The organism is Pseudomonas sp. FP453, from assembly GCF_030687495.1.
In the GTDB taxonomy this organism is placed as follows: Bacteria; Pseudomonadota; Gammaproteobacteria; order Pseudomonadales; family Pseudomonadaceae; genus Aquipseudomonas.
Window position 1 is genome coordinate 1,382,736 of the sequence record NZ_CP117435.1, and the last position, 15,378, is coordinate 1,398,113.

The 15,378-nt window shown below is 63.6% G+C and carries 11 protein-coding genes and 2 pseudogenes; 7 read left to right on the forward strand and 6 right to left on the reverse strand.

Going from position 1 to position 15,378, the window contains the following annotated elements; translation table 11 throughout:
• Positions 1 to 88 precede the first annotated feature (88 nt).
• The 6 genes and pseudogenes from PSH87_RS06205 to PSH87_RS06230 form a co-directional block, all read right to left on the reverse strand.
• Positions 89 to 899: pseudogene (locus PSH87_RS06205) on the reverse strand (ABC transporter permease).
• Positions 889 to 1,819 (reverse strand): annotated as a pseudogene (locus PSH87_RS06210) (ABC transporter permease). The pseudogenes PSH87_RS06205 and PSH87_RS06210 overlap by 11 nt, the downstream one beginning before the upstream one ends.
• 1 nt (position 1,820) lies before the next feature.
• Positions 1,821 to 2,855, reverse strand: coding sequence for an ABC transporter ATP-binding protein (locus tag PSH87_RS06215; protein ID WP_305432896.1), 1,035 nt, complete (start codon positions 2,853 to 2,855; stop codon positions 1,821 to 1,823).
• Between the two features lie 246 nt (positions 2,856 to 3,101).
• On the reverse strand, positions 3,102 to 4,253 hold the full coding sequence (gene ydcS / locus PSH87_RS06220; protein WP_305432897.1) for a putative ABC transporter substrate-binding protein YdcS: 1,152 nt from the start codon (positions 4,251 to 4,253) through the stop codon (positions 3,102 to 3,104).
• 74 nt (positions 4,254 to 4,327) lie between these two features.
• The gene (locus PSH87_RS06225; protein WP_017738228.1) at positions 4,328 to 5,785 is read right to left on the reverse strand and encodes a gamma-aminobutyraldehyde dehydrogenase; all 1,458 of its coding nucleotides are present in this window, start codon (positions 5,783 to 5,785) and stop codon (positions 4,328 to 4,330) included.
• A gap of 132 nt (positions 5,786 to 5,917) precedes the next feature.
• Positions 5,918 to 6,829, reverse strand: coding sequence for a LysR family transcriptional regulator (locus PSH87_RS06230; protein ID WP_012722545.1), 912 nt, complete (start codon positions 6,827 to 6,829; stop codon positions 5,918 to 5,920).
• A gap of 168 nt (positions 6,830 to 6,997) precedes the next feature.
• Here PSH87_RS06230 and PSH87_RS06235 point away from each other — a divergent pair, with 168 nt between their 5' ends.
• The 7 genes from PSH87_RS06235 to PSH87_RS06265 all read left to right on the forward strand — a co-directional run bounded on the left by PSH87_RS06235 (position 6,998) and on the right by PSH87_RS06265 (position 15,351).
• A complete protein-coding gene (locus PSH87_RS06235) occupies positions 6,998 to 7,705 on the forward strand; it encodes a tellurite resistance TerB family protein (protein ID WP_017738227.1) in 708 nt (235 codons plus the stop codon).
• A 265-nt stretch (positions 7,706 to 7,970) separates the two neighbouring features.
• Positions 7,971 to 9,593, forward strand: a complete 1,623-nt coding sequence (locus PSH87_RS06240; protein WP_305432898.1) for a methyl-accepting chemotaxis protein — start codon at positions 7,971 to 7,973, stop codon at positions 9,591 to 9,593.
• Positions 9,593 to 10,105 (forward strand): chemotaxis protein CheW, encoded by a 513-nt coding sequence (locus tag PSH87_RS06245; protein ID WP_207039845.1) that lies wholly within the window; start codon positions 9,593 to 9,595, stop codon positions 10,103 to 10,105. Before PSH87_RS06240 ends, PSH87_RS06245 begins: the two co-directional genes overlap by 1 nt.
• On the forward strand, positions 10,102 to 11,361 hold the full coding sequence (locus tag PSH87_RS06250) for a protein-glutamate O-methyltransferase CheR (RefSeq protein ID WP_305432899.1): 1,260 nt from the start codon (positions 10,102 to 10,104) through the stop codon (positions 11,359 to 11,361). Before PSH87_RS06245 ends, PSH87_RS06250 begins: the two co-directional genes overlap by 4 nt.
• Complete coding sequence (locus tag PSH87_RS06255) at positions 11,358 to 12,059, forward strand: chemotaxis protein CheW (RefSeq protein ID WP_305432900.1); 702 nt, start codon at positions 11,358 to 11,360, stop codon at positions 12,057 to 12,059. The genes PSH87_RS06250 and PSH87_RS06255 overlap by 4 nt, the downstream gene beginning before the upstream one ends.
• Positions 12,056 to 14,344, forward strand: coding sequence for a hybrid sensor histidine kinase/response regulator (locus PSH87_RS06260; protein ID WP_017738222.1), 2,289 nt, complete (start codon positions 12,056 to 12,058; stop codon positions 14,342 to 14,344). The genes PSH87_RS06255 and PSH87_RS06260 overlap by 4 nt, the downstream gene beginning before the upstream one ends.
• Positions 14,341 to 15,351: a chemotaxis response regulator protein-glutamate methylesterase gene (locus PSH87_RS06265; protein WP_017738221.1), complete on the forward strand. Its 1,011-nt coding sequence runs from the start codon at positions 14,341 to 14,343 to the stop codon at positions 15,349 to 15,351. Before PSH87_RS06260 ends, PSH87_RS06265 begins: the two co-directional genes overlap by 4 nt.
• The last annotated feature ends 27 nt before the right edge of the window (positions 15,352 to 15,378 follow it).

Consider the following 15,378-nt stretch of genomic DNA (forward strand, 5'->3'; position numbering starts at 1 on the left):
TGGCTTGCCTGCGATAGCGGTATCGACTGCACCACCGCTATCGCAGGCAAGCCAGCTCCCACATTGATCGTGTTTCAACAGTGGCAATTTATTTACCGCCACTCCCCGCCACGCTTTCACCGCCGCGCGTCAGGTAATAGGCACCGAGAATCGGGAACATCGTCACCAGCATCACCAGCATCGCCACCACGTTGGTCACCGGCACATCCCGTGGGCGGCTCAACTGGTTGAGCAGCCACAACGGCAAGGTGCGCTCGTGGCCAGCGGTAAACGTGGTGACGATGATTTCGTCGAACGACAGCGCAAACGCGAGCATGCCGCCGGCCAGCAGCGCCGAGCCGAGGTTGGGCATGATGATGTAGCGGAAGGTCTGCCAGCCGTCGGCGCCGAGGTCCATCGAGGCTTCGATCAGACTGTGGGAAGTGCGGCGCAAACGGGCGATCACGTTGTTGTAGACGATCACCACGCAGAAGGTCGCGTGGCCGACGATGATGGTGAACATCCCCGGCTCGATGCCCAGGGTCTTGAACGTCGCCAGCAAGGCGATACCGGTGATGATCCCCGGCAGCGCAATCGGCAGGATCAAACATCAGCGACACACCCTGCTTGCCGAAGAACTCGCGGCGATACAAGGCCGCCGAGGCCAGCGTGCCGAGCACCATGGCAATCAGCGTGGCGATGGCCGCGATCTGCAACGACAGCTTGATCGCTTCCAGCACGTCCGGCCGGGCGAAGGCCACGCTGAACCACTTCAAGGTAAAACCCTGGGGTGGAAAGCTGAACGCGGCTTCTTCGGTGTTGAAGGCGTAGAGGAAGATGATCAGGATCGGGAAGTGCAAAAACACCAGGCCGCCCCAGGCTGCGATCTTCAAGCCTAATGAGGATTTTTCAGAGTGCATCGAAGGCCCCCAGGCGTTTGACGATGGACAGGTAAACCGCGATCAGCACGATCGGCACCAGGGTGAACGCCGCCGCCATGGGCATATTGCCGATGGCGCCTTGCTGGGCGTAGACCATGCCGCCGACGAAGTAACCCGGCGGCCCGACAAGTTGCGGCACGATGAAGTCGCCCAAGGTCAGCGAGAAGGTGAAGATCGAACCGGCGGCAATCCCCCGGGATCGACAGCGGCAGAATCACCTGCATAAACGTCTGGCGCGGCTTGGCGCCCAGGTCGGCCGAGGCTTGCAGCAATGACGGCGGCAAACGCTCCAGCGAGGCCTGGATCGGCAGGATCATGAACGGCAGCCAGATGTAGACAAACACCATGAACCGCCCCAGGTGCGAGGTGCTCAAGGTGCTGCCGCCCACGCCGGGAATGCCCAGCACGAACTGCAACACTGGTTCCAACCCCAGGTGTTGCACGAACCATTGCGCCACGCCGCCCTTGGCCAGCAGCAAGGTCCAGGCATAGGCCTTGACGATGTAGCTGGCCCACATCGGCATCATCACCGCGATGTAGAAAAACGCCTTGGTCTTGCCCGTGGTGTAGCGCGCCATGTAGTAGGCGATGGGGAAGGCCACCACGGCGCTGGCGATGGACACCACAATCGCCATGCTCAGAGTGCGCAGGATGATGTCGAAGTTCGACGGCTGGAACAGCGCGGCGAAGTTGGCCAGGGTCAGGTCCGGCGTGACCGCCATGGTGAAGTCGTCAAAGGTGTAGAACCCTTGCCAGAGCAAGGTCAGCAGCGAGCCGAGGTAGATCGCGCCAAACCAGATCAACGGCGGGATCAACAACATCGCCAGGTACAGGTTGGGCTTGCGGTACAGCAGGTTGGAAAACCTGCGCATCGGCGGTTGGGAAAGGGCCAGGTTCATGTCACACCTCGCCTGCGATATCGGTCAGTGGCGTCATGGCTTCACGGGCCCAGCGCGCGGTGATCGACTGGCCGACCTGATGGCCGCTGCTGATGTCCAGCCACTGGTTGTTGGCCTGGCTGATGTTCAACGCCTGGCCGTTTTCCAGTTTCAGCTCATAACGCGTGGCGCTGCCCTGGTATTGGATATCGTGCAGCAGGCCGCTGACTTCCACTTCGCCAGCCGCCAGCGGGCCTTCGGCAAAACGCACGTGTTCCGGGCGGATCGAAAACGGCTGGGCGCTGCCGCTGAGGCGCTGGGCCAGCTCGCCGCGAATCACGTTGGAGGTGCCGACAAACTCGGCGACAAAGGTGGTAGCGGGCTTCATGTACAGGTTGCGTGGGGTATCGACCTGTTCGATGCGGCCCTTGTTGAACACCGCCACCCGGTCAGACATCGACAGCGCTTCGGTCTGGTCGTGGGTCACGAAGATAAAGGTGATGCCGAGCTGGCGTTGCAGCTTTTTCAGCTCGCTTTGCATCTGCTCGCGCAGCTTGAGGTCGAGGGCACCCAGCGGCTCATCCAGCAGCAATACCCGTGGGCGATTGACCAGGGCGCGGGCCAGGGCCACACGCTGGCGCTGGCCGCCGGACAGTTGCACCGGCTTGCGCTCGCCGTAGCCGCCGAGGGCGACCATCCCCAGGGCTTCCTCGGCACGGTTGAGGCGCTCGGTCTTGCCGACGCCCTTGACCTTGAGGCCATAGGCCACGTTGTCGCGCACATTCATATGGGGGAACAGCGCGTAATCCTGAAACACGGTGTTTACGTCGCGCTGATACGGCGGCAAGCCTGCGGCTTCCTCGCCATGAATACGGATCGAGCCTGCGCTCGGTTGCTCGAACCCGGCGATCAGGCGCAGGCACGTGGTCTTGCCCGAGCCGGAAGGGCCGAGCATGGAAAAGAACTCGCCGTCCTGGATATCGATGGAAACCCGGTCAACGGCTTTCACTTCGCCGAACTGACGGGAAACGTGGGTGAATTGGACTGCAAGCGTCATGGTGCGGTGCTCCGAAAAGGCACGGGTCGTCGCAGCGGCCCGGCCTGGACTTCTGAAAAAACGGATATCGGTGAAGGCGGTCAGCAATGTGGGCGCTGGCTTCTGTGGGAGCTGGCTTGCCTGCGATGGCATCACCTCGGTGTAACAGACACACCGAGGCGCCTGCATCGCGGGCAAGTCGAGGCGTCGAACCGCCGGCTCCCACAGAAGCCAGCTCCCAACAAGCTAGCTCCTTGTGTTCAGGAACTAGCGGCCGCCCATGATCGCAATGTAGTCCTGGGTCCAGCGGCTATACGGCACAAACTTGCCGCCCTCAGCCTGCGGGGTTTTCCAGAAGGCGATCTTGTCGAACTGGTCGAAACCATTGGTCTTGCAACCCTCGGCGCCGAGCAGTTCGCTTTCCTTGCACGCCGCAGGCACCGCCGGCAGCGAGCCGAACCAGGCCGCCACGTCGCCCTGCACCTTCGGTTGCAGCGACCAGTCCATCCACTTGTAGGCACAGTTCGGGTGCTTGGCCTCGCTGTGCAACATGGTGGTGTCGGCCCAGCCGGTGGCGCCTTCCTTGGGGATGGTCGACGCAATCGGCTGCTTCTCGTTGACCAGGCCGTTGACCTGATATGGCCACGCGCTGGACGCCACCACGCCTTCGTTCTTGAAGTCGCTCATTTGCACGGTGGTGTCGTGCCAGTAGCGGTGGATCAACGGTTGCTGGGCGCGCAACAGGTCGAGCACGGCCTTGTATTGGGTTTCGGTCAGTTCATACGGGTTCTGGATACCCAGTTCCGGCTTGGTCGACTTGAGGTACAGCGCGGCGTCGGCGATGTAGATCGGGCCGTCATACGCCTGCACGCGGCCCTTGTTCGGCTTGCCGTCCGGCAGGTTTTGCGGGTCGAACAGCACGTTCCAGCTGGTGGGCGCGGTCTTGAACACATTGGTGTTGTACATCAACACGTTCGGGCCCCACTGGTACGGGGTGCCGTAGGTTTGCTGGCCAACCACGTACCACGGCGCATCCTTGAGGCGCGGGTCGATGTTCTTCCAGTTGGGGATCAACGCGGTGTTGATCGGCTGTACGCGCTTGCCCACGATCAAACGCAGCGAAGCATCGCCCGAGGCGGTGACCAGGTCATAGCCGCCCTTGGCCATCAGGCTGACCATTTCGTCAGAGGTGGCGGCGGTTTTCACATTGACCTTGCAGCCGGTTTCCTTCTCGAAACCGGTGACCCAATCGTAGGCCTTGTCGCTTTCGCCACGTTCGATATAACCGGGCCAGGCGACGATATCCAGCTGGCCTTCGCCAGCGCCTACAGCCTTGAGCGGTTCGGCGGCCTGCAGGCTGGCGCTGGCCAGCAGCGCGGTGGCCAGGGCACTGAGCAGTGCGGTCTTGTGCGCGGACATGGGGGTTCCCTCTTCTTTAATTATGGTCGGGGCAGTTTTTCGCAAACCGGTGACGCATGAGCTTAGTTGTTGTTTTAGAGATGCTGGCCGTGGCGCGCCATGATGTGGCGCACCACGCTGTAGTCCTGTAGCGAATCGCTGGACAGATCTTTGCCATACCCCGAGCGCTTCAAACCGCCGTGGGGCATTTCGCTGACCAGCATGAAGTGGCTATTGATCCAGGTGCAGCCGTATTGCAGGCGGGCTGCGACCTGCATGGCCTTGTCCAGGTTCTGGGTCCACACGGAGGACGCCAGGCCGTATTCGGAGTCGTTGGCCCAGTCCACCGCCTGCTCCAGTTCGTCGAAGCGGGTCACGGTGACCACCGGGCCGAACACCTCGCGCTGGACGATTTCATCATTCTGTTTACAGCCGGCCAGCAGCGTCGGCTGGTAATAGAAGCCGGCGCCGGAATGCACGGCGGCGCCGGTCACGCGTTCGATATGCGGCTGGCCGAGGGCGCGTTCGACAAAGCTGGCCACGCGGTCGCGCTGGCGCGTGCTGATCAGCGGGCCGAGCTCGTTGTCGGCATCGCGTTTGCCGGCAAAGCGCAGGCTACTGACCGCTGCGCCCAGCTCGGCGACCAACTTGTCGTGAATCCCGGCCTGGGCGTAGATGCGGCAGGCAGCGGTGCAATCCTGGCCGGCGTTGTAGTAGCCATAGGCGCGCACGCCCTCGACCACGGCTTGCAGGTCGGCGTCGTTGCACACGATCACCGGCGCTTTGCCGCCGAGTTCCAGGTGCGTGCGTTTCAGGGTTTTCGACGCGGCTTGCAGGATTTTCTGCCCGGTGACGATATCGCCGGTCAGCGAGACCATGCGCACTTTCCCGTGGCTGACCAAATGGCTGCCGACGCCTTCGCCGCCGCCACACAGAATGTTGATCACCCCGCGCGGCAGCAGTTGGCTGAGGGCCGGTGCCAGGGCGAGGATCGACAGCGGCGTGTGCTCGGAAGGTTTGAACACCAGGGTATTGCCGGCCGCCAGGGCGGGCGCGATTTTCCACGCGGCCATCATCAGCGGGTAGTTCCACGGCGCAATCGAGGCGACCACACCAATCGGATCGCGGCGCACCATGCTGGTGTAGCCCGGCAGGTATTCGCCGCTGAGCTGGCCGGTCTGGCAACGCACCGCACCGGCGAAGAAGCGGAACACATCGACGGTGGCGCTCAGGTCATCCTGGCGCGCCAGGTGCAACGGCTTGCCGCAGTTCAGGGCTTCCAGGCGGGCGAGGTAATCGGCTTGTTTTTCGATGGCATCGGCGATGCCGAGCAAGATGTTCGAGCGTTGTTGCGGCGTGGTCCGCGACCAACCGGCAAAGGCGCGGTGGGCGGCGAGGATCGCGCTTTCGACTTGCTCGGTGCTGGCTTCGGCAATCTGGGTGAGGACTTCACCGGTGGCCGGGTTGAGGATCGGCTCGGCAAACCCCTGGCCCTGGACCAGTTCGCCGTCGATCAGCAACGCAGTGAGCAGCGGGGTGGGCGCGCCGGACATTTTTCGCGATCTCTTTTCTTGTGTGGCCATGGGCGTTCTCTTACGAGGGCCTGACCTTTCTCTTATGGATGCACAGAGACTAGAGGTCAGGCGCGAGGTCAACAAATACTAAATACTGAATGCAGCATTCGATTAAATAGATGGCTTGCGTGGGTGCGGCTGTTCGCGCGCGACCGTCAGGAACGGGTCGACCAAGGCCGGCCGCGCGGTGCCACGGCGCCAGGCCAGGCCGACGTCGAGGGTCTGGCTGAGGTCGGCAATCGGCCGCGCTTCAATAATGTCGCCCTCCAGTGACCAGGGGCGGTAGGTCATGTCGGGCTGGATCGACACGCCCAGGCCCGCTGCCACCAGGCTTCGGACGGCTTCGGTGGAAGCTGTGCGCAAAGTGACGCGTGGCTGTAGGCCGGCGCCGGCCCACAGGCGCTGGGCGTTGTGGCCCATTTCATCGACGTTCAACTGGATCAGCGGCTCGCGCGCCACATCGGCGAGGTTGATGCTGTCGTGCTCCAGCAGCGGGTGTTGCGCCGGTAGCCACAGGCGGTGCGGCGAGTGGGTGAGCACTTCGGTTTGCAGGGCGTGGCGGTCTTCGAGGTTGGAAAGGATCAGCACGCCGACGTCGATTTCGCCGCTGACCAGCAAATGTTCGATGTACGGGCGCTCGTCCTCCATCACACGGATTTCCACATTGGGGTAGGCGCGCTGGAAGCGGGTGAGCAGATCCGCCAGGTAATAACCGGCCACCAGGCTGGTCACGCCGATGATCAACTGCCCGGCCACTTGGTCGGTGCTCTGTTGCAGGCTGCGCTTGGCGTTATCGACGGTGGCGAGAATCAGGTGGGCCTGGCGCAGGAATTGATGACCCTGGTGGGTCAGGGTCATGCCCTTGGCGTGGCGGTTGAACAGGTTGACGCCGATTTCCTGCTCCAGTTGCTGGATCGCCAGGGTCAGTGTGGACTGGGAAATAAAGGCGGTCTGCGCAGCGGCCGAGATCGATCCGGTCTCGGCCACGGCGATAAAGTGCCGGATTTGACGCAAGGTCATCATGCTGGAATTACCAGTGGGGTGTTTTTATAGATTTGTTCGAGTGTATATCGGTTTTAGCGAAGGGTCGTCGCGTTACATCTGGAAGCACTCTAGATCGGGGCTTTTTGGCACTTAGTTTTACGCTGGGGGCCTATTGGTCCTATGAACCCAAGTGTCTGGAGGCTACGAATGAATACCCGTGGATTGCTCGATCAGCTGCTCAAATCTGGCCAGGACATGTTGCAAAACAAGGCTGGCGGCCAGCGTAAACAGGACGATAAAGGCGCCTTGGGCGGCTTGCTTGGTGGTGGTGGCCTGGGCAGCCTGCTCGGCGGCGCGGGCGGTGGCGCCCTGGCGGCGGGGGCCATGGGCCTGCTGCTGGGCAATAAAAAGGCGCGCAAGTTCGGCGGCAAGGCCCTGACCTACGGCGGCCTGGCCGCGTTGGGCGTGATTGCCTACAAGGCCTACGGCAACTGGCAGGCGCAACAGGCCACTGCGCCCAAGGGCGAGCCGCAAACTATCGACCGCTTGCCGCCAGCCCAGGTCGAGCAACACAGCCAGGCCATCCTCAAGGCCCTGGTCGCCGCCGCCAAGGCTGACGGCCATGTCGACGAGCGCGAGCGTACGTTGATCGAAGGCGAATTTACCAAGCTGGACAACGACCGCGAGCTGCAAAGCTGGCTCCATGCCGAACTCAACAAACCCCTGGACCCGGCCGACGTGGCCCGCGCGGCAGGCACTCCGGAAATGGCCGCCGAGATGTACATCGCCAGCGTGATGCTGGTGGACGAGGAAAACTTTATGGAAAAGGCCTACCTCGATGAGTTGGCGCGCCAGCTCAAGCTAGAGCCGGGCCTGAAGGCCGAACTGGAAAAACAGGTGCGCCTGAACTCGTAATCACTGACACAACAGGAATCAAAATGTGGGAGCGGGCTTGCCCGCGAATGCGGTGTTTCAGTCACTGAATGTGCTGGCTGACCCACCGCCCTCGCGAGCAAGCCCGCTCCCACAGTTTTTTACCGAGTCAGGCTTTGTTCCGTAGGAGGGCAGCTACCCGGGTTGTTTTTGGATTATGTGAGCATTCCATCAAAACCCGTTGATTAATGAGGGCTTCTGCTCAGCTATACTCCCCTCCATTTGAATGGCCCTCCGAGGAATTACTGTGAAGAACTGGACCCTGCGCCAACGGATCTTGGCAAGTTTTGCGGTCATTATCGCCATCATGCTGTTAATGGTTGTGGTCTCTTATTCACGGTTGTTGAAGATCGAAGACAGTGAAGTCGCCGTGCGCGACGACGCGGTGCCGGGGGTTTACCTCAGTTCGATGATCCGCAGCGCCTGGGTCGACAGCTACCTGCAAACCCTCGAATTGCTGGGCCTGCGCGAAGACAAGAAGCTCAGCGACGCCGACAAGGCCGAGTTCAAGTCCTTCGAGGCGCGCATCCAGCAGCAGATGAGCAACTACGCCCAAACCATCGCCGGCAGCGAGGACCGTTCCGAGTTCGACCGCTTCGAAGGCCTGCACCAGGCCTACAACAAGAGCCTGTCCACGGTGCTCGACAGCCTGCAACGCGGCGACCTGGTGGCCGCGCGCAAGGAGTTCGACAGCCAGCTCACGCCGACCTGGACCGCAGGCCGCATGAAGCTCAATGACATCATTACCGAAAACAAGAACGTCGCCGATCGTGCGACCAACGCCATCGACGATGCGGTCTCTGCCGCCAAACTGAGCATGTTCCTGTCCCTCGCGGTGGCGATCCTGGCGGCTGGCCTGTGCGGCCTGCTGCTGATGCGCGCGATCATGGCGCCGATGCAGCGCATCGTCGAAATCCTCGGCACCATGCGCGACGGCGACCTGAGCAAGCGCTTGAACCTGGAGCGCAAGGACGAATTCAACGCGGTCGAGACCGGCTTCAACGACATGATGACCGAGCTGACGGCCCTGGTGTCCCAGGCCCAGCGCTCGTCGGTGCAGGTGACCACCTCGGTCACCGAGATTGCCGCCACCTCCAAGCAGCAACAGGCCACCGCCACTGAAACAGCGGCCACCACCACCGAGATCGGCGCAACATCGCGTGAGATCGCCGCCACTTCCAAGGATCTGGTCCGCACCATGACCGAAGTTTCCACCGCTGCCGACCAGGCGTCGGTGGCTGCGGGCTCCGGCCAGCAAGGGCTGGCGCGCATGGAAGAAACCATGCACTCGGTGATGGGCGCCGCCGACCTGGTCAACGCCAAGCTGGCGATCCTCAATGAGAAGGCCGGCAACATCAACCAGGTGGTGGTGACCATCGTCAAGGTCGCCGACCAGACCAACCTGCTGTCCCTCAACGCCGCCATCGAGGCCGAGAAGGCCGGTGAATACGGGCGCGGTTTCGCCGTGGTCGCCACCGAGGTGCGCCGCCTGGCCGACCAGACCGCCGTGGCTACTTACGACATCGAGCAGATGGTGCGCGAGATCCAGTCGGCGGTGTCCGCCGGCGTGATGGGCATGGACAAATTCTCCGAAGAAGTACGCCGCGGCATGTTTGAAGTGCAGCAGGTCGGCGAGCAGCTGTCGCAGATCATCCATCAGGTACAGGCCCTGGCGCCGCGGGTGCTGATGGTCAACGAAGGCATGCAGGCCCAGGCCACCGGCGCCGAGCAGATCAACCATGCGTTGGTGCAGTTGGGCGATGCCAGCAGCCAGACCGTCGAGTCCCTGCGCCAGGCCAGCTTTGCGATCGATGAACTGAGCCAGGTTGCGGTCGGTCTGCGCAGCGGCGTGTCGCGTTTCAAAGTCTGATGAGCGACCTCGCGGCTAAACGCGGCGCCGTCCCGGCAGCGAAAAAGGCGTTGTTCCTGGTGTTCCATATCGGCAGCGAACGCTACGCCCTCAAGGCCACGGAAGTGGCCGAGGTGTTGCCGCGCCTGCCACTCAAGCCCATCGCCCATGCGCCGGCGTGGGTCGCCGGGATCTTTGCCCATCGCGGCGCGCTGGTGCCGGTGATCGACCTCAGCGCGCTGACCTTTGGCGCCCCGGCCCAGGCGCGCACCAGCACGCGGCTGGTGCTGGTCAATTACCAGCCGAACGACGAGGTTGAACCGCGCTGGCTGGGGCTGATCCTCGAACAGGCCACCGACACCCTGCGCTGCGACCCCGCGGAGTTCCAGCCCTATGGCCTGGACAACCGCCAGGCGCCGTACCTGGGGCCGGTGCGTGAAGATGCACTGGGCCTGATGCAATGGATTGGCGTCAGCGACTTGCTCACCGACGATGTGCGCGCCTTGCTGTTCTCTGCCGAGTTGAGCGTATGAGCAGCGACCCGCGCGTCTTCAACTTCCTCAAGGAACGCATCGGCCTCGACGTCGCCTCCGTCGGCGAGGCGATCATCGAGCGCGCCGTGCGCCAGCGCAGCCAGGCCGTGCAGGCGCAGACGGCCGATGAATACTGGCAGCAACTGCAACGCTCCCATGACGAGCAACAGGCGCTGATCGAGGCGGTGATCGTCCCCGAGACCTGGTTTTTCCGTTATCCCGAATCCTTTGCGACGCTGGCCCGCCTGGCCAAGGCGCGCCTGGCCGAGATCAAGCAGATGCGTGCGCTGCGCATCCTCAGCCTGCCGTGTTCCACCGGCGAAGAACCCTATTCGATTGCCATGGCCTTGCTCGATGCCGGCCTGGCGCCGCACCAGTTCAAGGTGCTGGGCCTGGATGTCAGCCCGTTGTCGGTGGAGCGTGCGCGGCGCGGGGTGTATGGCAAGAACTCGTTTCGCGGTGCCGACATCGAGTTTCGCGACCGCCATTTCAATGAGTCCGCCGACGGCTTCCACATCAGCGAGCGCGTGCGTGAGCAAGTGCGCCTGCAAGTCGGCAACCTGCTTGACCCGACGCTGCTGGCGAACGAGGCGAGCTACGACTTTGTGTTCTGTCGCAACCTGCTGATCTACTTCGACCAGCCGACCCAGAAGCAAGTGTTCGATGTGCTCAAGGGCCTGACCCACGAGGACGGCGTGCTGTTTATCGGCCCGGCCGAGGGCAGCCTGCTGGGGCGCCATGGCATGAAGTCGATTGGCGTGCCGCAGTCGTTTGCGTTCAGCCGGCATGTCGAGCCGGTCAAGCCGGAGCCGGTGTTTGCGCCGATCCCCGCGCCGCCGCCGCTGCGCAGTGCGGCGGCGTTGCCGGTCAAGCCGCGCCCGTTCAGCACGTTCAGTGCCCAGGTGGTGCCGATCAAGGCGCCGCCGTCCGACGCGGCGGATCTGCTCAGCCAGATCGCTACCCTGGCCAACGAAGGCAAAAGCGCCGAGGCCCGCGCCGCGTGTGAACGCTATTTGAGCAACCATCCGCCGGCCGCCCAGGTGTTTTACTGGCTGGGGCTGCTCAGCGACGTGGCCGGCAGTGCCCTGGAAGCCCAGGGGTTTTACCGCAAAGCCTTGTACCTGGAACCCCAGCACCCGCAGGCCCTGATGCACCTGGCCGCGTTGCTTGAATCCCAGGGCGACAGTGCGGGGGCGCGCCGTTTGCAGGCGCGTGCCGCGCGTAGCGAGCGAGCTGACAGTGAGTCCAAACGATGAGTAGCCCACACGCGCTCGACACCGCTGGCCTGGACCTGACCCTGGCCGACACCCAAGCCATCGACGACTGCTGGAACCGCATCGGCATCCATGGCGACAAATCCTGCCCCTTGCTGGCGGACCATATCCACTGCCGCAACTGCGCGGTGTACTCCGCCGCTGCCACGCGGCTGCTGGACCGCTACGCGTTGCAGCAGGACGACCATCGCCCGCACGCCGCCGTGGAAATCGGCGAAGACGTGGTCACGCGTTCCCTGCTGATGTTCCGTCTCGGCGAGGAATGGCTGGGCATCGCCACCCGTTGCCTGGTGGAAGTGGCGCCGCTGCAACCGATTCATTCCCTGCCGCACCAGCGCTCCCGCGCCTTGCTTGGCGTGGCGAATGTGCGCGGCGCGCTGGTGGCGTGCCTGTCGCTGGTGGAGTTGCTGGGTCTGGACGCCACGACCAATGGCGCCAGTGGTGGGCGGATCATGCCGCGCATGTTGATTATCGCCGCGCAGGACGGCCCGGTGGTGGTGCCGGTGGATGAAGTGGACGGCATCCACGCCATCGACGAACGCACCTTGAAGGCGGCGTCGGCCTCGGGCACCCAGGCCAGCGCGCGCTTTACCCAAGGTGTGTTGCAGTGGAAAGGCCGCAGCCTGCGTTGGCTGGACGAGGCGCAATTGTTGTCTGCCGTGACCCGGAGCCTCACATGACCCCCGACCAGATGCGCGACGCCTCGCTGCTGGAACTGTTCAGCCTGGAAGCCGACGCCCAGACCCAGGTGCTCAGCGCCGGCCTGCTGGCCCTGGAGCGCAACCCGACCCAGGCCGACCAGCTTGAAGCCTGCATGCGCGCGGCCCACTCGCTCAAGGGCGCGGCGCGGATTGTCGGGGTGGATGCCGGGGTCAGCGTGTCCCACGTGATGGAGGATTGCCTGGTCAGCGCCCAGGAAAGCCGGCTGTACCTGCAACCCGAACATATCGACGCGTTGCTGCAAGGCACCGACCTGCTGATGCGCATCGCCACGCCGGGCAACACCGTCGGCCCGGCGGATATCGAAGCCTATGTGGCGTTGATGGAGCGCTTGCTCGATCCGTCCCAGGCGCCGGTCAAAGCCGTGTCGCCGCCAGTGCCGCCTGTGCCCGAACCCGAACCCGCACCCATCGTTGAAGAGCTGCCATCCGAGCCCGAACCCGCGCCGCCGGTCACCGCTGAGCCGCCACGCTTGAATCGACGCATGACCGAAGGCGGCGAGCGCGTATTGCGCGTGACCGCCGAGCGGCTGAACAGCCTGTTGGACCTGTCCAGCAAATCCCTGGTGGAAACCCAGCGGCTCAAGCCTTACCTGTCCAGCATGCAACGCCTCAAGCGCATCCAAAGCCAGAGCGCCCGCGCCCTGGACACCCTGGACGGGCAACTGAAGACCCTGGACCTGAACCTCGAAGCCCAGGAAGCCCTGGCCGATACCCGCCGCTTGTTGAGTGAAGCCCAGGCCCTGCTGGCGGAAAAGACCGCCGAGTTGGACGAGTTCGGCTGGCAGGCCGGGCAGCGCGCCCAAGTGCTCTACGACACGGCGCTGGCCTGCCGTATGCGCCCGTTTGCCGACGTATTGGCCGGGCAAGTGCGCATGGTCCGCGACCTTGGCCGCAGCCTGGGCAAGCAGGTGCGCCTGGAAATCGAGGGCGAAAAGACCCAGGTCGACCGCGACGTGCTGGAAAAGCTCGAAGCGCCGCTCACCCATTTATTGCGCAATGCCGTCGATCACGGCATTGAAATGCCCGAGCAGCGCCTGCTGGCGGGCAAGCCGGCGGAAGGTCTGATTCGTCTGCGCGCGTCCCACCAGGCCGGTCTGCTGGTGCTGGAATTGAGCGACGACGGCAATGGCGTGGACCTGGAGCGCCTGCGCGGCACCATCGTCGATCGGCACTTGTCGCCGCTGGAAACGGCGCTGCGCCTGAGCGAAGAGGAGCTGCTGACCTTCCTGTTCCTGCCGGGTTTCAGCCTGCGCGACAAGGTGACCGAGGTGTCCGGGCGCGGCGTCGGCCTGGATGCGGTGCAACATATGGTGCGCCAACTGCGCGGCGCGGTGGTGCTGGAGCAGACGGCGGGGCAGGGCAGCCGTTTCCATCTGGAGGTGCCGCTGACCTTGTCGGTAGTGCGCAGCCTGGTGGTGGAAGTTGGCGAAGAAGCCTACGCGTTCCCGCTGGCGCATATCGAACGCATGTGCGACCTGGCGCCCGACGACATCGTGCAACTGGAAGGCCGCCAGCATTTCTGGCACGAGGGCCGGCATGTCGGCCTGGTCGCCGCCAGCCAGTTGTTGCAGCGCCCGGCCGGCCAGAGCCCGTCGGACACGTTGAAGGTGGTGGTGATCCGCGAGCGCGATGCGGTGTACGGGATTGCCGTGGAACGTTTTATCGGCGAGCGCACCTTGGTGGTGTTGCCACTGGATGATCGCCTGGGCAAGGTCCAGGATATCTCTGCCGGCGCCTTGCTGGACGACGGCTCGGTGGTGTTGATCGTCGATGTCGAAGACATGCTGCGCTCGGTGGACAAACTGCTCAACACCGGCCGCCTGGAGCGGATCGCCCGGCGCAGCCAGCAGGCCACCGAAGCGCCGCGCAAACGCGTGCTGGTGGTGGATGACTCGCTCACGGTGCGGGAACTGCAACGCAAATTGCTGCTCAATCGTGGCTATGAAGTCGCGGTGGCGGTGGATGGCATGGATGGTTGGAATGCCTTGCGCTCCGAGGATTTCGACCTGTTGATCACTGATATTGATATGCCTCGCATGGACGGTATTGAATTGGTCACACTGTTGCGTCGTGATAGTCGCCTGCAATCGCTGCCGGTGATGGTGGTGTCGTACAAGGATCGCGAAGAAGACCGCCGTCGTGGCCTCGACGCTGGCGCCGACTATTATTTAGCCAAGGCCAGTTTCCACGACGACGCCTTGCTCGACGCGGTGATGGAGCTGATCGGAGGGGCACGGGGATGAGGATTGCGATCGTCAATGACATGCCCCTGGCCGTGGAGGCCTTGCGCCGTGCCCTGAGTTTCGAGCCGGCCCATCAGGTTGTGTGGGTGGCGAGCAATGGCTTGGAAGCGGTGCAGCGTTGCGCTGAAGTGACCCCGGACCTGATCCTGATGGACCTGATCATGCCGGTGATGGACGGCGTGGAGGCGACTCGCCAGATCATGGCCGAGACGCCATGCGCTATCGTGATTGTCACGGTCGACCGTCAGGCTAACGTCAGCCGTGTCTTCGAAGCCATGGGCCACGGCGCCCTGGATGTGGTGGACACGCCGGCGCTTGGCGTGGGCAACCCGAAGGACGCGGCGGCGCCGTTGCTGCGCAAGATCCTCAATATTGGCTGGCTGATCGGCCAGCGCGGCAGCCGCGTGCGGGCGGAAACAACGCCGCAACGGGCGACCGGCAAACGCGAGAGCCTGGTGGCGATCGGTTCGTCGGCGGGCGGCCCGGCCGCCCTGGAAATCCTGCTCAAGGGCTTGCCCCGGGACTTTTCCGCGGCCATCGTACTGGTGCAGCATGTGGATCAGGTGTTTGCCGCCGGCATGGCCGAATGGCTGAGCAGCGCCTCCGGCCTGCCGGTACGCCTGGCCCGCGAAGGCGAGCCGCCGCAAAGTGGCGTGGTGTTGCTGGCCGGCACCAACCACCATATCCGGCTCCTGAAAAATGGCACCCTGGCCTACACCGCCGAGCCGGTGAACGAGATTTACCGGCCGTCCATCGACGTGTTTTTCGAGAGCGTCGCCAGCCACTGGAACGGCGACGCGGTCGGCGTATTGCTGACCGGCATGGGGCGCGACGGCGCCCAGGGGCTCAAGCTCATGCGTGAACAAGGATATTTGACCATCGCCCAGGATCAGCAGAGCTGCGCGGTGTATGGCATGCCCAAAGCGGCGGCGGCGATAGATGCCGCTGTTGAAATTCGCCCATTGGATAGAATTGCGCCCCGATTGCTGGAGGTCTTTGCAAAATGATCAAGACCCCCGGCGGTGCTGGCTTGC